We start from the raw sequence: 20282 nt of genomic DNA, 5'->3' as shown, positions 1-20282 counted from the left end.
GGGTCAGCTGCGCAGCTCGTCCAGATTCGGGGCGTGCCCGCCGAGGAACCGGACGACGTCCGGCACGACTCCGGTGTAGAAGTCGCCCGTGTGTCCGCCTTCGCCGAAATACACCACGTCCGGGCGGGCCTTGCGGACGAACCGCCGCGTGCCGTCGACGAACCAGTCGGACGTGCCGCACCACACGCCGAGTGCGGCATCGCCGAGGGCGTCGACGTTGCGCAGCGGATCGAGTTCGGCCCACTCGTCGGCGTTGCGGAACGCATCGCGTTCCTCCATCTCGGACCACTCGGTCATCAGCGCGGGAGCCACCACGCCCGCCGCCGTCACCGGATTGCCGCGTTCGTGCCGGAAGCGGGTGTAGACCAGCGCCCCGAACCCGCCCATCGACGTTCCGGTCACCGCGAACGGCTGCCCGTCGAGGCCGCCGAGGCCGCGTTCGGCCAGCCATCCGGGCAGTTCGTCGAGCAGCATGGCCATCGGATCGTCGCCGGGTGTCGACTCGTGCCAGTAGGAGTACTCGCCGCCGTCGACCGCGACCACGCCGAACGGCCGTACCGTGCCCGCGGCCACCTCCTGCGCCAGGTGCGGGACGAGGCCGTTCGGCGACGACCGCCGCGCGGTGCCGCCGCGCGCGTGCAGCTGCACCACCATGGGCAGATGCCGGGACGGCACGGCGCTGGGCAGCATCAGCACCATGTGCACGTGCTGGCCACGTGCCCGCGAGTAGACCTGTTCGGAGTGGATGTCGGGGGTGATCCGGGTCAGCGTCCCCTGCGCCGACGACGAGCCGCACAGTGTGGCGAATCCCGCCGTGGCGAGGGCCGCCGTCCCACCCAGCAGGAACGACCTCCGACTGGGCGATGCGGCAGCCCTATGTCTCGGCAACGCGGTTCCCTCCCGTGTAGATGTTCATGCTCGAGCCTCGCAGGAACCCGATCAGCGTCATACCCTGCTCGTCCGCCAGCTCCACGGCCAGTGAGGACGGAGCGGAGACGGCGGCCAGTAGCGGGATACCCGCCATCGCGGTCTTCTGCACCAGTTCGAACGAGGCACGTCCGGACACGAGCAGTCCACGGTCGTGTCCGGGCACGATCCCGTCGAGGAGTGCCTTGCCGAGCACCTTGTCGACCGCGTTGTGCCTGCCGACGTCCTCGCGTACGTCCGAAATCGTGCCGTCGGCGGTGAACAGGGCCGCCGCGTGCAGCCCGCCGGTCGAGGCGAACACCTTCTGCTTGGCGCGCAGTGTGTCCGGCAGTGTGGCGAGCATCTCCGGGGTCACGCTCAGCGAGGCGCCGGCGGGGGAGAAGCGGGTGCGCAGTTTCACCGCGTCGAGTGCCGCCTTGCCGCACACGCCGCACGAGGACGTCGTGTAGAAGTTCCGTTCCACGCCCGGATCGGGTGGTGCGACGCCGGGGGCGAGTGCGACGTCGAGGACGTTGTACGTATTACGTCCCTCGTCGTCGGTCCCCGCGCAGTACCGTGCCGTGGAGACGTCCTCCCTGGCGCCGATGACGCCTTCGGACAGGAGGAATCCGTGTGCGAGTTCCACGTCGTGGCCCGGCGTGCGCATCGTCACGGCGAGGGGTGATCCGGACACGCGCAGTTCGAGCGGTTCCTCGGCCGCGAGCGCGTCCGGCCTGGTTCGCGCCGTGTTCTCGGTGAGCATGCGCACCGGTCGGCGCACCGTCACTCTGCCCATCAGGGCGTCACTCCAGACATCGGTCGGGGGTTCGGGCTGTGCGCGGGCGGGCCGTTGGCATACGGTGGCCGCGCACACCTATGACTCCAGCGTAGGAGAGTGACGGACTTGGCCATCGGATTCCTCGACCGTTCTCGCACGATCGCACCGGCTGACTGGAGCCGGTGGCTGGTCCCACCTGCCGCGCTGGCCGTGCATCTGGCGATCGGGCAGGTGTACGCGTGGAGCGTGTTCAAGCCGCCGCTCGAGGGCTCCCTCGGGTTGAGCGGGACGCAGAGCGCGCTGCCCTTCCAGCTCGCGATCGTGATGCTGGGGCTGTCGGCCGCGTTCGGCGGCACCCTCGTGGAACGCAACGGCCCGCGCTGGGCGATGTTCGTGTCGATGACCTGCTTCTCGTCGGGTTTCCTCGTCTCGGCGCTCGGCGTGGCGACCGAGCAGTTCTGGCTCGTCGTGCTGGGCTACGGCGTCGTGGGCGGTGTCGGGCTCGGGATCGGGTACATCTCCCCGGTCTCCACGCTGATGAAGTGGTTCCCCGACCGGCCCGGTATGGCCACGGGAATCGCCATCATGGGCTTCGGTGGCGGGGCGCTGATCGCCTCGCCGTGGTCGAGTCAGATGCTCGACTGGTTCGGCACCGAGTCCGGCGGCATCGCCACGACGATGCTGGTGCACGGCATCGTCTACTTCGGATTCATGTCGCTGGGTGTGTTCCTGGTGCGCGTCCCGGCTCCCGATTGGACACCGCCGGGCAAGCCGATCGAGCAGGCCGGCGGGCGGTCCATCTCGGTCTCGGCCAACAACGCCCTGCGCACCCCGCAGTTCTGGCTGCTGTGGGTCGTGCTGTGCCTGAACGTCACCGCGGGCATCGGCATCCTGGAGAAGGCCTCGCCGATGATCAGCGAGTTCTTCCGTGAGACGTCGGCACCGGTGAGCGCCGCGGCCGCAGCCGGCTTCGTGGGACTGCTGTCGCTGACCAACATGCTCGGCCGCTTCGTGTGGTCGTCCACGTCGGACCTGGTGGGCCGCAAGAACATCTACCGGCTGTACCTCGGCGTGGGTGCGCTGCTGTATCTGGTGATCGCGCTGACCACCAACTCGTCGAAGTTCCTGTTCGTCGTGGCCGCGGCGCTGATCCTGTCGTTCTACGGCGGCGGATTCGCCACGATCCCGGCGTACCTGAAGGACCTGTTCGGCACGTACCAGGTCGGTGCCATCCACGGACGGCTGCTTACCGCGTGGTCGACCGCCGGTGTGCTCGGGCCGCTGATCGTCAACGCGATCGCCGACAGTCAGGAGGCGGCAGGCAAGCAGGGTCCGGACCTGTTCTCGATGTCGCTGCTGATCATGATGGGCCTGCTGATCGTCGGGTTCATCGCCAACGAGTTCGTGCGCCCGGTGAACCCGCGTTTCCACGAGCCGGAAGGTGAACCGGCCGACGCCACGAAGGAGACCCGATGAGCGAGATGTCGACACGGCGCAGGGGCCTGCTGATCGTCGCCTGGGTGTGGGTGGGCCTGCCGTTCGCCTACGGCGCGGTGGAGCTGGCTCGCAAGCTCGTCCAGTTGTTCGGCGGCTGACCCGCGGAACAGCGCGTGCGTCCACACCGGCCGGTCGGGGCGGACTGCTCCTTTACGTCGGCGTTACGCGCGGGCTCTTGCGGAGATCGTTAGCGGTGCGAAAGGCTGTGCCTCCGATTCGGGCCGTTCGGGACGTCCCGGACGTCATGTGCACGTCGGACAGGAGGCGCAGTGGCTCTCGCACGTTCGGTTCGCCGGGTATTCGCCGCGGTCGCCGTGGTGGCGACCCTGCCTGCACTCGCGGCGCCCGTGGGCGCACAGGAATCGGTCGGCGCGGGCCGGGCGAGCGACGGCCGCGACGGTGGGCATGTCCGCACGGCGGCCCCGGCTGAGCAGACCCGGTCCGTCGATGCGACCGGACAGAACCGCACGGTCGGGGACCACGAGGGTTATCCGCGCCGGACGCAGCTGCGCGAGTTCCCCGAGAACCCCGACGACAAGGCGGTCAAGCTCGGGCTCACGCCGTACCACGACATCGCTCCGCAGCTGAACGACCTGCAGGAGCGCAGTGATCGCGTGTCGGCCGAGGTGATCGGCCAGAGCACGCAGGGTCGCGATCTGTACCTGGTGACGTTGACCTCGCCGGAGTCCCCGCGGGAGGCCGCGCGGCAGGAGCGCTGGCGCGAGCTCATCGAACAGGACCCGAAGGCCGCTGCGGCCGACGAGCGGCTGGCGCGGGAGTACAAGGCGCCGGTGTGGATCAACGCCAACATCCACGGCGACGAGTGGGAGGGCACCGACGGCGCGCTCGACGTCATCGAACGGCTCGCCACCAGCAGGGACGCCGACGACCGCGCGTTGCTCGACTCGACCCGCGTGTACCTGACGGTGAGCAACAACCCGGACGGCCGGGTCGCGGGCACACGCGTCAACGCCGCCGGCTTCGACGTCAACCGGGACCACATCACCTCGACCCAGCCGGAGTCCCGTGCCGTGCGCGACGTGCTGATCGAGACCCAGCCACTGGTGATGATCGACGAGCACGGCTACACGGGCACCACGTTGATCGAACCCGGAACGCCGCCACACGGCCAGAACTACGAGTACGACCTGTACCTCAAGCACGCCTACGAGAACGCGCTCGGCATGGAACGGGCGATCGGCGAGCTCGGGCACGACGAGACGGCGCGCGCCGACATTCCCTTCCGTGACTTCGAACCCGGCGAGTGGGACGACTGGCCGCCGATCTTCACGCCGATGTACTCGATCTACCACGGCGCGGTCGGGCACACCGTCGAGGTGCCGCTGCGGGTCAACCGTGCCGAGTACGACGAACTGCCGGTCTCGGAGCTGCGCAGGCGCTCGGGCATCAACCGTGAGGTGGCGGGCGCGACGATCTCCGCGGCCGTCGAGTACGCGGACCGGAACCGACCGGAGTTGATCGACGACCAGATCGAGGTGTTCCGTCGCGGCTGGGCCGGTGAGCCCCAACGGGAGATCCCCGACGGCTACGTGCCCGGCTTCGGTGAGGAGGACCGTTACTCGGTCGCGTTCCCGCGGGCCTACGTGATCCCGGCGGGCGACGCGCAGCGTTCCGCGAAGGCCGCCGCGCGGCTGGTCGACCACCTCGTCGCCCACGACGTGCGGGTCCGGCGTGCCGAGCACACGTTCCACCTGGACGGTACGCGGTATCCGAAGGGCTCGTACGTCGTCGACATGCATCAGCCGAAACGCGGCCTGGCGAACGTGATGCTGGCCGACGGCAAGGACATCTCCGGCGACGTCCCGCAGATGTACGACATCTCCGGATGGAGTCACGGCCTGCTGTGGGGTGCCACGGTGAAGGCCGTCGGGGCCTCCGGCGACGAGGCTCCCGCGGTGCGCACCTCTCCGGTGCACGCGGCGGCACCGACCGGGTCGTTGCCGCCGTCGCCGCGAGCCGACCTGGCGCTGACCCTGACCGACGGCGCCGACGTGCGGGCCGCGACGTTCCTGCTGGACCGCGGCGTCCCGCTCACGCGCCGGGGCGACGGCACGCTCGTCGTGCCCGCGTCCGCGCGGGAGCACGCGGAGGTCGCGGCCGACCGGTTCGGAGTCGCCTTCGCCAAGGCGCGTACCGGCGGCAGTGAGGACGAAGGCGGGGATCACGGCGGCGGGGAACAGGTCGCCCGGCCGGTCGTGGCCGCGGCGGCCTCCGACGACGAGGTGGCCGTGCTGCGTGACCTCGGCTTCGACGTGCGCACCGTCTCCACCGACACGCTCAACGCCGGTTTCGACCTCGGCGAGATGTCGACGTTGTACGTCTCCACGGGCCTGGTCCACGGCGAGCTGAACGCCGAGGCGCGACGGTCCGTTGCCGCCTTCCTCGCCGACGGCGGCGGCCTGGTGACCCGTGGTGCCGGCGGTGCCGCGTTCAACGAGGCCGCCGGTGTCCTGCCCGTGACGGCGGTCGAGGGGCGCAGCGACGCCAACGGCGTGGTGCGGATGACCGGCGGGGACGGTCCCTCCGGCGCGGGAACGGGCGCTGACGCACCGGAGCACTCGTTCGTCTACTCGCCGTTGTGGTTCACCGGCCTCGGCGCCGACGTGCGGGCCGAACAGCGCTACGGCGACGATCCGCTCGTGTCGGGGCACTGGCTGCCCGCCGGCGACGCCGGGGGCGGCCCTGCGGACGCGGCGGGGCAGGCGTCCGTGGTCTCCGGCACCGGTCCGCAGGGCGCCAGGGCGGTGCTGTTCGGTACCGAACCGTTGTTCCGTGACCACCCGAAGGGGCTGTACGGACAGGTCGCCTCGGCGATGTTCTGGGCTTCGTCCACGTGACCTGACCCGCGCGGGTCACCCGGTGGTGAAGGCGGGTGGACGGGGCTAGGGTGCGGCCATGCTCATCGCGGAGGACCTGCTGCTCCTGGCGTTCGACGACACCGAGGGCAAACCCGTCTCGGGCATCGAGAACCTCGACCAGGCCGTCGCCGGGGCGCTCCTGCTCGAGCTCACCCTGCTCGGCAAGGTCGACGTGACCGGCGAGGCCGACGGGGGCAAGGCGGGCCGCATCGTCGTGCGAGACGCCACGCCCGTCGGGAACACCGAACTCGACGCGGCGCTGGCGGTGCTCGACGGCGAACAGGGCGCGAAACCGCAGGACGCCGTGGCGCGGCTGGCCAAGGACGACCCCGTCGACCGGCTGCTGTCCGGGCTCGCCGACCGCGGGGTACTGCGCAGGGAGAGCAGGAAGGTCCTCAAGCTGTTCCCCGTCACCCGCTGGCCCGCGGCCGATTCGCGGCACGAGGAGCAGCTGCGGGCCGAGCTGCACCGCGTTCTCGACGAGGGCGGCGAACCCGACGACCGGACCGCGGCCGTGATCGCGCTGCTCGTGGCCACGAAATCCGTCGAGCACGCACTGCCCACCGACGATCCCAAGGCCACCAGGAAACGCGCCGAGCAGATCGCCGAGGGCAACTGGGGCGGCGACGCCGTGCGCAAGGCCGTCGACGAGATCACCGCCGCCGTGATGGTCGCGGTGATGGCGGCCGTCGTGATCACCACCTCGTGACCGGCCGCGGGACGACCCGACGCCGGTGACGCGGCGCCGTGGGGCGGTTCGTAGACTTACCGGCTGTGACGGAGAACGCGAACCAGCAGCACACGGACCTGCCCACCGCCTGGAATCCGGCCGAGGAAGAGGCCGCCCTGTACCAGCGGTGGGTAGACGCCGGCTACTTCACGGCGGACGCGTCGTCGGACAAGCCGCCGTTCTCCATCGTGCTGCCGCCGCCGAACGTCACGGGCAGTCTGCACATGGGCCACGCCCTCAACCACACGCTGATGGACGCCATGAGCAGGCGGCGCCGCATGCAGGGCTACGAGGTCCTGTGGCTGCCGGGCATGGACCACGCGGGCATCGCCACGCAGAACGTGGTCGAGCGGGAGCTGGCCAAGGACGGCACGTCCCGCCACGACCTCGGCCGCGAGAAGTTCGTCGAACGCGTCTGGGACTGGAAGAACGAGTACGGCGGCAAGATCCTCGGCCAGATGCGGCGTCTGGGCGACGGCGTCGACTGGTCGCGTGAGCGCTTCACGATGGACGAGGGGCTCTCCCGCGCCGTCCAGACGATGTTCAAGCGGCTCTACGACGACGACCTCGTCTACCAGGCCGAGCGCATCATCAACTGGTGCCCGCGGTGCATGACGGCGCTGTCGGACATCGAGGTCGACCACTCCGACGACGACGGCGAGCTGGTGTCGATCCGCTACGGCGACGGGGATGCCTCGGTCGTCGTGGCCACGACCCGCGCCGAGACCATGCTGGGCGACACGGCGGTCGCCGTGCACCCCGACGACGAGCGCTACCGGCACCTCGTCGGCACCGAGGTCGAGCTGCCGCTGACCGGACGGCGCATCCCGATCGTGGCCGACGAGCACGTCGACCCCGAGTTCGGCACCGGCGCGGTGAAGGTGACCCCCGCGCACGACCCGAACGACTTCGAGATCGGCCGCAGGCACGATCTGCCGATGCCGTCGATCATGGACGAACGCGCGGTGATCACCGCGTCCGGGCCGTTCGAGGGCATGGACCGGTTCGAGGCGCGGCCCGCGATCGTGGCGGCACTGCGCGAGGACGGCCGGATCGTCGCCGAGAAGCGTCCGTACGTGCACGCGGTCGGGCACTGTTCCCGGTGCGACACCGTCGTCGAGCCGCGGCTGTCGCTGCAGTGGTGGGTCCGCGTCGGTCCGCTGGCCGAGGCCGCGGGCGACGCCGTCCGCGACGGCCGCGTGCAGGTCCACCCGCCGGAGTTGGCCAAACGCTACTTCGACTGGGTCGACAACATGCACGACTGGACGATCTCGCGCCAGCTGTGGTGGGGCCACCGCATCCCGGTCTGGTACGGCCCGAACGGGGAGAAGGTCTGCGTCGGCCCGGACGAGCAGCCGCCGTCGGGCGAGGGGTGGTACCAGGACTCCGACGTCCTGGACACGTGGTTCTCCTCGGGCCTGTGGCCGTTCTCCACGATGGGCTGGCCGGACGACACCGCCGATCTGGCCAAGTTCTATCCGACGAGCGTGCTGTCTACCGGCTACGACATCCTGTTCTTCTGGGTCGCGCGCATGATGATGTTCGGCCTCTACGGGATGCGCGAGCGCGGCGCCGAGGAGTCGGTGCCGTTCCAGCACATCTATCTGCACGGGCTGATCCGCGATCAGTTCGGCAAGAAGATGTCGAAGTCGCGGGGCAACGTGCTCGACCCCATCCAGTGGATGGACGAGTACGGCGCCGACGCCACCCGGTTCACCCTGGCCCGCGGCGCCAACCCGGGTACCGACATGGCGCTGGCCGAGGACTGGGCGGCCGGCTCGCGCAACTTCTGCACGAAGCTGTGGAACGCCACCCGGTTCGCGATCATGAACGGTGCGACGACGGCCCGCGCGCTGCCGCCCGTCGAGGAGATGACCGAGGCCGACCGCTGGATCCTGGGCCGCCTGTCCACGGTTCTGTCCGAAGTGGATGAACTGCTGGAGGAGTTCCAGTTCGCCAAGGCCACCAACACGCTCTACCACTTCACGTGGGGCGAGCTGTGCGACTGGTACATCGAACTGGCGAAGGTCCAGCTGTCCGGAGCCAAGGCCGATGCCACCCGTGCCGTGCTCGGCCACGCGCTCGACACGGTGCTGCGACTGCTCCACCCGTTCGTTCCCTTCATCACCGAACGGCTGTGGACCACGCTCACCGGCGCTGGCAGCGCCTCCGCCGAGGGTGCCGGTGCGGCGGAGTCGCTCGTCGTCGCCGCCTGGCCGAAGGGGGAGTCGCTGCCCGCCGCCGACCAGGCCGCCGAGCAGCGCATCGCCGACGTGCAGAAGCTCGTCACGGAGGTCCGCCGGTTCCGTTCCGACCAGGGCCTCAAGCCCGGCCAGAAGGTGGCGACGCGGCTGAGCGGTCCCGCGATGGACGCCCTCGTCGCGCACGAGGACGCGGTGCGTTCCCTGGCGAAGTTGACCGAACCGGGCGAGGACTTCTCGGCCACGGCGTCGCTCGAGGTGGCGCTCGCCGACGGCACGGTGACGGTCGAGGTCGACACGTCGGGCACGATCGACGTCGCTGCCGAGCGCAAGCGGTTGGAGAAGGACCTCGCGGCCGCCGAGAAGGAGTTCAAGCAGACCGAGGGCAAGCTGGGCAACCAGGCATTCCTCGACAAGGCGCCCGCCGACGTGGTCGACAAGATCCGGACGCGGCGTGACACCGCCGCCGCGGACATCGAGCGCATCAACGCCAGGCTCGACGCGCTGCCACCGGCCTGATCCACCCGCGCACGCGCCTGTGCCCCGCCCATTTCGGTGCGGGACACAGGCGCGTGCGCTGTCAGCGCCCTATCAGGAGATGCCCTGCCAGGACAGAGCTCTGTCCCGAAAGAACTCTGTCAGGAAAGAACTCTGTGGAGCTCGGCCGCGACGCCGCGCATGCCCGCGGCGTTGGGGTGGTAGGACATCGCGACGAGCGGGTTGGTGATCCTGCCCTGGATCCATGCGCCGTCCGCGGAGCAGGCGTCGTGTCCCTCCGACGCCGGATGCATGTCCACAAAGGACATTTCCGGGCCCGGCCCGTGTGCGGCGTTCGCCCGGTGGACCGCCTCGCGGAGTGCGTCGGCCAGCGCCGTCTCCACACCGTGCGCCCATTCCAGATCACCGTCGGCGAAGGGCAGGACCTTCGGACACGTGGTGCCCACGCCGGGGTCCGGGGTGATGCGCGGGTAGCCGACCACGAGGACCCGCGCCTCGGGGGAGCGGGTGCCGATCTCGCGCAGTACCGCCTCCACGCGGTCCCCGGTGCGTTCGACCGCGGCGAGCAGTTCGTCGGCACCGTCGCCGGTGAAATGCTCGCGGCACGGTGCGCCGGTGGGGTCGAGGTCGCGAAGCCCCGGGCACGTGCCGACGATGCCGCCGAACACGCTCTCGTCGTTGCCGCCGATGCCGAGTGTCACGAGGTCCGTGTCGGGCCGCAGGGCGTCGAGCTGCGGCGCGTTCGTGCCGAGCGGGGTGTGTTGCGGTGCGGTCATGTGCGAGGTCTCGGCGCCTCCGCAGCTGACGTCGTCGAACGAACCCGCGCGGGCCTTGACCGCCAGCAGCGTGGGGTAGTTGAGCATCGAGCGCACGCACCCGAGCGGAGGAGTGAGCTTGGGGACGGGGATGAGCGGGCCGGAGGTGTAGGAGTCGCCGAGAGCCACGTAGTGCTCGAACCGTGGCTTCCACATCGACGGCTTCCACATCGACGCCGATGCTGCGGGGGTGAGTGTGAGGGTCAGCGCCAGTGCTGCGCCGAACGCCCCGAGCACCGTGAGTCTCTGTCGGGATCGCCGTCCTGCCCGCTGTCGGAACCGCTGTCGGGACCGGTGTCGTGTTCGCAGTCGTAGTTGCGGTCGTAGTTGCTGCCGCTGTTGCTGCCGCTGTCGCTGTTGCTGTCGCGGGCGTGGTCGCAGTGGTAAGCGCATGGTGTCCCCTCGGATCCGTGTCCCCGATTCATCGGAGACGAACGCCGGATATGTCCTATCCGAGTGCGCGCGGGCCGCGACAGCCGTCGAACGGGTCGACCGGCGACGCGATCGGGTCACGGTGGTCGTCACGCAGCGCATGTGCCTCGTTCACGCCGTCGGCGGGCGCGGGTGCGGGGGAATACCGGCCGAGATCATCCGGTTGATCCGGTCGATGCGCGTACCGGCGCCCGCCCCTCGTGTTCCGGCGTTGTCCTGCGTGTTCGGCACGGACGCGGCTGAAGGACGGCTGAAGGACGGCTAAAGGACTCGGAGTTTCGGCTCGAGTCGTGGGACCATGGGGGTGAGCGCGCGAGGGCGCGTTCCCGACACCGACCTGGAGGCTTGTGAGTAACCCCGATCGCGGCGACGTGCTGACGTCGCAGGCGGACCTTTCTGCGGACTCGTTCGACGAGGTCGTCGACGAGGCGCTCGGTGCAATGCCGGGCACGTCGCCGTCGACAGGTGAATTGGAACTCGAGGACCGTGCGTCGTTGCGCCGGGTCGCGGGGCTGTCCACCGAACTGTCCGACATCACCGAGGTCGAGTACCGGCAGCTGCGTCTCGAGCGGGTCGTGCTCGTGGGCGTGTGGACGGAGGGTACGGCCGCCCAGTCCGAGGCCTCGCTCGAGGAGCTCGCCCGGCTTGCCGAGACCGCCGGTTCCACCGTGCTGGAAGGCGTTGTCCAGCGCCGCAACCGGCCCGACCCGGCCACGTACGTGGGTTCGGGGAAGGTACGCGAACTGTTCGACATCGTGGCCTCCACGGGCGCGGACACCGTCATCTGCGACGGTGAACTGTCGCCGGGCCAGCTGCGCCAGCTCGAGGAGAAGCTGAAGGTCAAGGTCATCGACCGGACCGCGCTCATCCTCGACATCTTCGCCCAGCATGCCCGGTCGAAGGAGGGCAAGGCGCAGGTCGAGCTCGCTCAGCTGCAGTACCTGATTCCCCGGCTGCGGGGCTGGGGTGCGGCGCTGTCCCGGCAGGCCGGCGGCCGAGCGGGCAGCAACGGCGGTGTGGGTCTGCGTGGTCCCGGTGAGACCAAGCTCGAGACCGACCGCAGGCGGATCAGCAAGCGGGTCGCCAAGCTGCGGCGCGAGATCGCGGCCATGGACACGATCCGGGAGACCAAACGTGGTCGGCGCGTGGCCAATGCGGTGCCGAGCGTGGCCATCGTCGGCTACACGAACGCGGGCAAGTCCAGTCTGCTCAATGCCGTGACCGACGCCGGGGTGCTCGTCGAGGACGCGTTGTTCGCGACCCTCGACCCGACCACGCGGCGCGCCGTCACCCCGGACGGCAGGGCCTACACCCTGACCGACACCGTGGGATTCGTCCGCCACCTGCCGCACCAGCTCGTCGATGCGTTCCGTTCGACGCTGGACGAGGCCGCCGACGCCGACCTGTTGCTGCACGTCGTCGACGGCTCCGATCCGGCACCGGAGGAGCAGGTGCAGGCCGTGCGGGAGGTGCTCGCCGAGATCGGCAGCAAGCGGGCCGAGGCGCTTCCGCCCGAGCTGATCGTGATCAACAAGTCGGACGCGTCGGACGAGGTGTCACTGGCCCGGCTGCGGCACCTGCTGCCCGAGGCCCACGTCGTGTCGGCGCACACCCGCCAGGGTGTGCCGGAGCTCGTCGCCACGCTCTCCGAGCGGCTGCCGCGGCCGGACACGGTGGTCGATGTGCTGGTGCCCTACGCCCGTGGTGAGCTCGTCGCACGGGCACACGCCGACGGCGAGGTGTTGAGCGAGGAGCACACGGCGGACGGGACACGGCTGTGCGCCCGGGTCCACGCGGACCTGGCAGGGGCGTTGGAGCCGTACCGGATGAGCGCCGAAGCGGTCGGCGATCCGGTGGTCTGACGTCCGTGCGGATCCAGTCGGCGGTGGCGCGGCGCGCCCGTGTCCTGGGTGCGTGCGCCACCGTCGCTCTGTTCGGGGCGGCCGGCCCGGTCGGTGTTGCCGCCGCGGCGCCGCCGGTGCCGCAGACGCAGTGTTCGTTGGCCGATCCTGCGCTCGCCGAGGTCTCGGGACTCGTCGCCGACGGTGAGCGGTGGTACGTCGTCAACGACGGGGGCAGCGATCTCCGGGTGTACGTGCTGGCCCGTGACTGCACGCTCCTCGACGTGATCGTCGACGACGCCGACCCCTTCGACGTCGAGGATCTCGCCCGCGGGCGGGACGGCACGTTCTGGCTCGCCGACGTCGGTGACAACCGTGGGGCCCGGGACACGGTCGCGGTGCACGCGTTGCGTCCGGGCGGTGGGTCGGCAGCGGAGTCGGAGTCGGGGCCGGGGCCGGGTCCGGGTTCGGGTTCGGGTTCGGGTTCGGTGTCGACGCTGTACCGCATGACCTATCCCGACGGTGCCCACGACGCCGAGGCGCTCCTGCTGGACCGCTCGGGCACGCCGCACATCATCACGAAGAGCGTCACGGGGGCGTCGGCGATCTATCGCCCGGCGCAGCGACTCCGCGCGCCAGGGCCGACTCCGCTCGAGAAGGTAGGCGACGTGCCGTTGTCGTTGACCGGTACTCCCGGCGGTCCGGTGGCCGTGGGTGGTTCGCTGATGGTCACCGGCGCGGCCACGAGTCACGACGGCCGTGTCGTCGCCCTCCGGACCTACACCGACGCGTACCTGTACGCCGTGCCGGCTGACGGCGACGTCGTCGCCGCGCTGACCGGTGAGGGCGGCAGCGAACCCGTGCGCGTCCCACTGCCGGACGAACCGCAGGGGGAGGCGCTCGCCTTCGAACCGGACGGCACGCTCGTGTCCATGAGTGAGGGATCCGGAACGGCGGTGCGTACCGTTCCCGGCGCTGCCTCGCTCGTCACCGACGCGGCCCCGCAGCAGCGTGGACCCGGCCGGTCCGGGGATGCCCGGCCCCGCGATCCCGCATCGTCCGACGACGACGGTGGCCGTGGCGCCGCCGCGGAAGCCGGCAGCCGTGCCCGCGACAGCGAGAGCGGAAGCGACGGCCACGAGGACGGCGGTGCCGAGGGTTTCCCGGCCGGTGCGGTCACTGTCGGAGCTCTCGCGGCCGTGGCCGTGGCGGCGGGGACGGTCGGCATCCTCCGTCGCCGACGGTCCTGACGCACTGCGTTCCCGCGGCCGTGCGCGGCGTCAGAGCCGCCGCAGGACCGCCACGACCTTGCCCAGGATCTGCGCCTCGTCACCGGGAATGGGTTCGTAGGCCTCGTTGTGCGGCAGCAACCAGACGTGACCGTCCTTGCGCTTGAACGTCTTGACGGTGGCCTCGCCGTCGATCATCGCGGCGACGATCTCGCCGTTCTCGGCGTCCTCCTGCTGTCGGACGACGACCCAGTCGCCGTCGGTGATGGCGGCGTCGACCATCGAGTCACCGGTCACGCTGAGCAGGAAGAGTGCGCCTTCGCCGACCAGTTCCTTCGGCAGCGGGAAGACGTCCTCGACGGCCTGCTCGGCCAGAACCGGACCACCGGCCGCGATCCGGCCCAGGATCGGAACGAACGCCGGCGTCGGCCGGTCGTCGGCGGGTGCGACCTTCGACATCGCGTCGGAGGTCAACATGCCCACCGCGCGGGGACGGTTGGGGTCCCGCCGCAGGAACCCCTTCTTCTGCAGTGTCTGCAATTGGTAGGAGACGGACGAGGTGGAGGTCAGGCCGACGGCCTCGCCGATCTCGCGGACGCTCGGCGGGTAGCCATAACGGTCGACCCACCACCGGATGACGGCGAGGACCCGCTGCTGTCGCGGCGTGAGCGTCTCGTCGGTGACCTCCGGCAGGTCGTGGATGGTCCCCCCGGTGGGTCCGCGCTTGTCGCCGGTCTCGTCGTGTGTCTTGGGTGCCACCGTGTCGCCTCCCAGTCGTGGACGGCTGGCCCGTCCGCGGTGTCGTCGCTGTCGTCTGTCGGTGCCGTTGGTGCTGTGGGTGCTGTGTGGAGCTATGGGTGCTATGGGTGCTGTGTGGACGCTGCCGTCCGGTCCGCGGTACCAGGCGGGCGACGGCCGGCGGGAGTCCGTGCCTCCCGGTTGGCCCGCGTCCCGGTAATCGCCCTGTCCTGGTAATTGCCGTGTCCCGGTAATCACCGTGTCTTGTGTTGTCCGGCCGGTGTCGCGTCCACGAGGAAGCCTGCGCGGGGAGCGTCCGGGCTCGGCGCCGTGCTGCACGGGCTGTGAGGACCGTGTGGCACGCCGTGTTGTCCTCCGACGCTAGCCTGCTCGCCCGACAATCTCAAACATTTGTTCGACGACACGCCGCGTCCCTCTCGATTTTGTCGGACCCGGCTGGTACACATCGTACAGGCGTTCGATCGACCGCGTGTTCGAGGAGGTGGCCATGTCGATGTTACTGGAGCGGGCCGTCCTGAGGAGGACTCTCCCGCTGGGTTCCGACCCGAAGAGGGCTGCTCCGAGGGGCGGCGCGCCGGGGAGAGGTGGCCCTGTGGGGTCAGCGTCCCGGACGGGCCGCCGTCGGGCGCCGGTGCGCGGGTACGACGACGTGGACGACCTGTCGGCACCTGCGGGCGCCCCGGAGGGTGAGCCCGGCACCGCCGCGCCGTCGGGTGTCCGCGGGCGTCGTTCGGTCGGTTGGGTGCGCGTCGTGCCGGCGGGAGAGGTGCGCCGTCCGCCGAGTCGTGCGGGCGTGCCGCGGCCGTACGGACGTGCGCGGGTCCGGCCGTGCGCGCCCTCGCGGGTCGTTCCCGAACGCGTCGTGCCGCGCGGGCGACTGCTCGCCGCCGTCGCCGCGGTTGTCTTCCTCGGCGTGGTCGGCCTCGGACTGACGGTCGACGCACTCGCCGGAGCGGGTGAGGCGCCCGTGCCGTCCGGCACGGAGGTGGTGTCCGTGGGCGCGGGGGAGTCGTTGTGGGACGTGGCCGAACGCGCCGTGCCCGAGGTGGAGCCGTCCGCGGTCGTGGCCCGTATTCAGGAACTCAACGATCTGGCCGGTGGCGAGGTGGCTGCCGGGACGCCTCTCGTCGTACCGGCGAGCCGCTGACCCACCGATCCGCCCCGCCGGCACATCGGTGTGGTCAAACACGTTCGGGTGGGGCTGCCCGTGACTGCACTGCCCATGACTGCGGCGCTCGTGACTCCGGCGCTCATGACTCTGGAGTGCGGATGTACCGTTCGTCCTTCGCGTGGCGGCGTCGCCTGAGCTTCAGCAGCCTCGAACCGCCTGGGCGTCGCCTGTGCGCCCCGCCCCGCGGCGGTGGCGTCTCGTCAAGGCACCGGCGTCTCCGCAAGCCCCGCAAGTCCCTCAAGATCCGCAAACCCCGCAAACCCCGCAAGATCCGCAAGACCCCAAGGCCCCAAGGCCCCAAGGCCCCAAGGCCCCAAGGCCCCAAGGCCGGGGCACCGTCGTCTGCCGCGGCGCTGGGCGACGGCGTGATCGCGGCCCGTGGCGGCGACGTCGAGGCAGCTGTCCGGTTCGCCCGGCGCTGCGCGGCAAAGCTCACCCGTGGCGGTGAGCTATGTCGGTGATCACGTGTCGGAAGGCTGTGTCAGCTTGCGCGACGCCTGGGTCCGCTCTTAAGGTCAACCCCCACATCTAGTAGTTACACGGCTGTAGTTGGTCCACAAGTTGGGGTACACTCGTCAGAGTTATCCACAGTTCGCTGGACTTCACCCACCGGGTATCCACAGATCGATCACCAGTCGCGAGGTCGGGTGATCGAGTGTCGATGGAGCTGAAATAGCTCTGCGGAGAGTCGCCGGCGGCCCGCCACGATCGTGACGGTGTCGTGGACGGCACAGCGGCGATCACCGGCCACCGAGATGGTGACCGGGTCGAAACGTGAAGGGGAGGTGTTCGGTCATGCGATGCCCGTTCTGCAGGCATGCCGAATCCCGCGTCGTCGACTCCCGTGAGGTGGACGAAGGACAGGCGATCCGGCGCCGGCGTTCGTGCTCGAAGTGCGGCCGCCGGTTCACGACCTCGGAGTCGATGGTGCTCGCCGTCGTCAAACGATCCGGGGTCACGGAACAGTTCAGCAGGGACAAGGTGGTTCGGGGAGTGCGCCGGGCCTGCCAGGGCCGTCCCGTCGACGACGACGCGTTGCAGCAGCTCGCGCAGCGCGTCGAGGAGTCGGTGCGGGCGGCCGGTGTGGCGGAGATTCCGAGCCACGAGGTGGGACTGGCGATCCTCGGTCCGCTGCAGGAACTGGACGCTGTGGCATATCTGCGCTTCGCGAGCGTGTACCGCTCGTTCTCCTCCATCGAGGACTTCGAGAAGGAGATCACGGACCTTCGCCAGGCGATTGCGGATTCGACCGACTGAGTCGTCTCAGCCGGTCAGCGGGAAGAACGCGGACGACGACTGACGTCGCCGCTTGGTGCCAATCGCGGGAGTGGGAGTCATGACAGAAACGGTCGGGGCCGAGGCCGCCAAGACATCGAAGAAGCGGTCCGGCAGTGGCGCGCGCAAGGGACTGAAGGTCCAGCGCGTGTTCACGACCGAGGGGGTGCACCCGTACGACGAGGTCGCGTGGGAGAAGCGGGACGTCGTCATGACGAACTGGCGCGACGGGACGGTGAACTTCGAGCAGCGGGGCGTGGAGTTCCCCGACTCCTGGTCGATCAACGCCACGAACATCGTCACCAGCAAGTACTTCCGGGGTGCCGTCGGCAGCCCCGAGCGGGAGAGCAGCCTCAAGCAGCTGATCGACCGCGTGGTGAAGACCTACGTCGCCTCCGGCACGGAGAACGGCTACTTCGCCTCCTCCGCCGACGCGGAGATCTTCGAACACGAGCTCACCTGGATGCTGCTGCACCAGGTGTTCAGCTTCAACTCGCCGGTGTGGTTCAACGTCGGCACCACGTCGAAGCAGCAGGTCTCGGCCTGCTTCATCCTGTCGGTCGACGACACGATGGAGTCGATCCTCGACTGGTACAAGGAAGAGGGCCGCATCTTCAAGGGCGGCTCCGGTGCCGGTCTGAACCTCTCGCGTATCCGTTCCTCCAAGGAACTGCTCTCCTCCGGTGGCACGGCGTCCGGTCCGGTGTCGTTCATGCGCGGCGCCGACGCCTCCGCGGGCACCATCAAGTCCGGCGGCGCGACCCGCAGGGCCGCAAAGATGGTCGTTCTCGACGTCGACCACCCGGACGTCGAGGAGTTCATCGAGACCAAGGCCAAGGAGGAGCACAAGATCCGCGTGCTCCGCGACGCCGGTTTCGACATGGACCTGGGCGGCGCCGACATCGCCTCGGTGCAGTACCAGAACGCGAACAACTCGGTCCGCGTGTCGGACGAGTTCATGCGTGCGGTCGAGTCTGACGACAAGTTCGGCCTCCGCGCCCGCACCACCGGTGAGGTGATCGAGGAGACCGACGCCAAGCCGCTGTTCCGCAAGATGGCCAAGGCGGCGTGGGAGTGCGCCGACCCGGGCCTGCAGTACGACGACACCATCAACGACTGGCACACGTGCCCCGAGTCCGGCCGCATCACGGCGTCCAACCCGTGCTCGGAGTACATGCACCTCGACAACTCGAGCTGCAACCTGGCCTCGCTGAACCTGCTGAAGTTCCTGTCCGACGACGGCTCGTTCGACGCGCAGCAGTTCGCCAAGGCCGTCGAGCTGGTCATCACCGCGATGGACATCTCGATCTGCTTCGCGGACTTCCCGACCGAGTCGATCGGCGAGACCACCCGCAAGTTCCGCCAGCTGGGCATCGGCTACGCCAACCTGGGCGCGCTGCTGATGGCGACGGGGCACGCCTACGACTCCGACGGCGGCCGCGCGCTCGCCGCCGCGATCACCTCGCTCATGACGGCCGTGTCCTACCGTCGCTCCGCCGAGCTCGCCGGCGTCGTCGGTCCGTACGAGGGCTACGCCCGTAACGCCGAGGGCCACCAGCGCGTCATGCGCAAGCACGCCGCGGCCAACGAGCTCGTCCGTACCCTCCACGAGAACGACGCCAACGTGCGCGCGTTGGCGACCGACGAGTGGAAGCGCGGCATCGAGATCGGTGAGCGTTTGGGCTGGCGCAACGCGCAGGCCAGCGTGCTCGCCCCGACCGGCACCATCGGCTTCATGATGGACTGCGACACGACGGGCATCGAGCCGGACTTCTCGCTGGTGAAGTTCAAGAAGCTCGTCGGCGGCGGTTCGATGCAGATCGTGAACAACGCCGTGCCGCGCGCCCTGCGTGCCCTGGGCTACCAGGAGGAGCAGGTCGAGGCGATCGTCGACTACATCGCCCAGCACGGCCACGTCATCGACGCGCCGGGGCTGCGGACCGAGCACTACGAGGTGTTCGACTGCGCGGTCGGCGAGCGGTCGATCGCGCCGATGGGCCACGTGCGGATGATGGCCGCGGTGCAGCCGTTCATCTCCGGTGCTATCTCCAAGACCGTCAACATGCCGGAGTCGGCGACGATCGAGGACGTCGAGGAGATCTACTTCGAGGGCTGGAAGCTCGGACTGAAGGCGCTCGCGATCTACCGCGACAACTGCAAGGTGGGCCAGCCGCTGTCCACGGGCAAGCAGGAGAAGGCCGACGCCGAGCCGGAGAAGGTCGTCGAGTACCGCCCGGTGCGCAAGCGCCTGCCGAAGAAGCGTCCGAGCCAGACCGTGTCGTTCACGGTCGCCGGTGCCGAGGGCTACCTGACCGCGGGGTCCTACCCGGACGACGGGCTCGGCGAGATCTTCGTCAAGCTCGGCAAGCAGGGTTCGACGCTCGCGGGCGTGATGGACGCCTTCTCGATGTCGATCTCGGTGGGTCTGCAGTACGGCATCCCGCTCGAGTTCTACGTGCAGAAGTTCCAGAACCTGCGCTTCGAACCGGCCGGCATGACCGACGACCCGGACGTGCGCATGGCCACGAGCGTGCTGGACTACCTGTTCCGCAGGCTCGCCCTGGACTACCTGCCGTACGACAAGCGGGCCCAGCTCGGCATCTTCACCGCCGACGAGCGCTCGGCCCAGGTCGAGGCCGACTACAACGGTGGCGGACAGTCCGACGGTGTCGACCTCGACACCCTGCGCAGCACCGTCGACGCCGGTGGCACGCAGGTCGCGGAGCGGTCGGCCGAAACGCCGGCTCCGTCGTCGCAGTCGAACTCCGGCGGTGCCGCCGCCGAGGCCCACACCACGACCGAGCTCGTCGAACTGCAGCTGGGCAAGGCCGCCGACGCTCCGCTGTGCATGACCTGCGGAACGAAGATGCGCCCCGCCGGCTCGTGCTACGCCTGCGAGGGCTGCGGCGCGACCTCGGGCTGCAGCTGACCAACCGGCAGTCACAGAGGAAACCGGTGAACCGCCGGTGACGAACCACCGGTGAGCCGGCCCGACGCGGGCAGGAGATCACGCCGATCTCCTGCCCGCGTTGTCGTATGCGCAGGTTCTCGCCGGTGTGGTCGAAGCGGCCCACGCCGTTCGTCGCGATCCCGGCACACCGCCGCCAACCGGACACGAACGGGCGCAATATGCCCTCGGTCGTGTGACTTTCGCGGGGTGTGCGTTCTGCGAGTTAGGAACTTTCGTGTGTATTCGGCGGGTACCGGTCGCCCATAGCGTGAGGGCGGTCACGGCATCGGCGGTACCGACTCCACGGAGTGACCACCGACG

The 20282-nt window shown here is 69.8% G+C and carries 14 protein-coding genes; 10 read left to right on the top strand and 4 right to left on the bottom strand.

Annotation, left to right across the window (positions count from 1 at the left end):
* Positions 1-3 precede the first annotated feature (3 nt).
* Together IF64_RS0106020 and fdhD are read right to left on the bottom strand one after the other, a co-directional pair.
* A complete protein-coding gene (locus tag IF64_RS0106020; protein ID WP_030531011.1) occupies positions 4-888 on the bottom strand; it encodes an alpha/beta hydrolase in 885 nt (294 codons plus the stop codon).
* The gene (gene fdhD, locus IF64_RS0106015) at positions 875-1702 is read right to left on the bottom strand and encodes a formate dehydrogenase accessory sulfurtransferase FdhD (RefSeq protein ID WP_030531010.1); all 828 of its coding nucleotides are present in this window, start codon (positions 1700-1702) and stop codon (positions 875-877) included. The genes IF64_RS0106020 and fdhD overlap by 14 nt, the downstream gene beginning before the upstream one ends.
* 108 nt (positions 1703-1810) lie before the next feature.
* Here fdhD and IF64_RS0106010 point away from each other — a divergent pair, with 108 nt between their 5' ends.
* The 5 genes from IF64_RS0106010 (at position 1811) to IF64_RS0105990 (ending at position 9510) form a co-directional block, all read left to right on the top strand.
* Entirely contained in the window at positions 1811-3160 is a 1350-nt protein-coding gene (locus tag IF64_RS0106010; protein WP_030531009.1) for an L-lactate MFS transporter, read from the top strand.
* Positions 3157-3279, top strand: a complete 123-nt coding sequence (locus IF64_RS28050; protein ID WP_048808053.1) for an MFS transporter small subunit — start codon at positions 3157-3159, stop codon at positions 3277-3279. The genes IF64_RS0106010 and IF64_RS28050 overlap by 4 nt, the downstream gene beginning before the upstream one ends.
* A gap of 171 nt (positions 3280-3450) precedes the next feature.
* Positions 3451-6039 carry a M14 family zinc carboxypeptidase gene (locus IF64_RS0106000; RefSeq protein ID WP_036875815.1) on the top strand — a complete coding sequence of 863 codons (2589 nt, stop codon included), beginning with the start codon at positions 3451-3453 and terminating at the stop codon, positions 6037-6039.
* 58 nt (positions 6040-6097) lie between these two features.
* A complete protein-coding gene (locus IF64_RS0105995) occupies positions 6098-6769 on the top strand; it encodes a GOLPH3/VPS74 family protein (protein ID WP_030531007.1) in 672 nt (223 codons plus the stop codon).
* 65 nt (positions 6770-6834) lie between these two features.
* Positions 6835-9510 (top strand): valine--tRNA ligase, encoded by a 2676-nt coding sequence (locus tag IF64_RS0105990; protein ID WP_030531006.1) that lies wholly within the window; start codon positions 6835-6837, stop codon positions 9508-9510.
* A 119-nt stretch (positions 9511-9629) separates the two neighbouring features.
* Here the strand turns inward: IF64_RS0105990 and IF64_RS0105985 are convergent, their stop codons facing one another.
* Positions 9630-10541: an SGNH/GDSL hydrolase family protein gene (locus IF64_RS0105985; RefSeq protein ID WP_030531005.1), complete on the bottom strand. Its 912-nt coding sequence runs from the start codon at positions 10539-10541 to the stop codon at positions 9630-9632.
* A gap of 635 nt (positions 10542-11176) precedes the next feature.
* On the opposite strand from IF64_RS0105985, the gene hflX reads away from it, so the two are divergent.
* Together hflX and IF64_RS0105965 are read left to right on the top strand one after the other, a co-directional pair.
* Positions 11177-12598, top strand: a complete 1422-nt coding sequence (gene hflX, locus IF64_RS0105970) for a GTPase HflX (RefSeq protein WP_030531003.1) — start codon at positions 11177-11179, stop codon at positions 12596-12598.
* 5 nt (positions 12599-12603) lie between these two features.
* A complete protein-coding gene (locus IF64_RS0105965) occupies positions 12604-13827 on the top strand; it encodes a hypothetical protein (protein ID WP_084705683.1) in 1224 nt (407 codons plus the stop codon).
* 30 nt (positions 13828-13857) lie between these two features.
* Here IF64_RS0105965 and lexA read toward each other — a convergent pair whose 3' ends face one another.
* Entirely contained in the window at positions 13858-14565 is a 708-nt protein-coding gene (lexA, locus tag IF64_RS0105960; RefSeq protein ID WP_030531001.1) for a transcriptional repressor LexA, read from the bottom strand.
* Between the two features lie 592 nt (positions 14566-15157).
* Between lexA and IF64_RS26455 the strand changes: the two genes are divergently transcribed.
* From IF64_RS26455 to IF64_RS0105945, 3 genes are all read left to right on the top strand, one after another.
* On the top strand, positions 15158-15712 hold the full coding sequence (locus IF64_RS26455) for a hypothetical protein (protein ID WP_145600392.1): 555 nt from the start codon (positions 15158-15160) through the stop codon (positions 15710-15712).
* 819 nt (positions 15713-16531) lie between these two features.
* Positions 16532-16993 (top strand): transcriptional regulator NrdR, encoded by a 462-nt coding sequence (nrdR, locus tag IF64_RS0105950; protein ID WP_030530999.1) that lies wholly within the window; start codon positions 16532-16534, stop codon positions 16991-16993.
* 79 nt (positions 16994-17072) lie between these two features.
* A complete protein-coding gene (locus IF64_RS0105945; protein ID WP_030530998.1) occupies positions 17073-19940 on the top strand; it encodes a vitamin B12-dependent ribonucleotide reductase in 2868 nt (955 codons plus the stop codon).
* The last annotated feature ends 342 nt before the right edge of the window (positions 19941-20282 follow it).

The organism is Prauserella rugosa (assembly GCF_000719975.1).
GTDB classification, from domain to species: Bacteria; Actinomycetota; Actinomycetes; order Mycobacteriales; family Pseudonocardiaceae; genus Prauserella; species Prauserella rugosa.
This window is presented reverse-complemented; position numbering and strand designations above follow the sequence as displayed.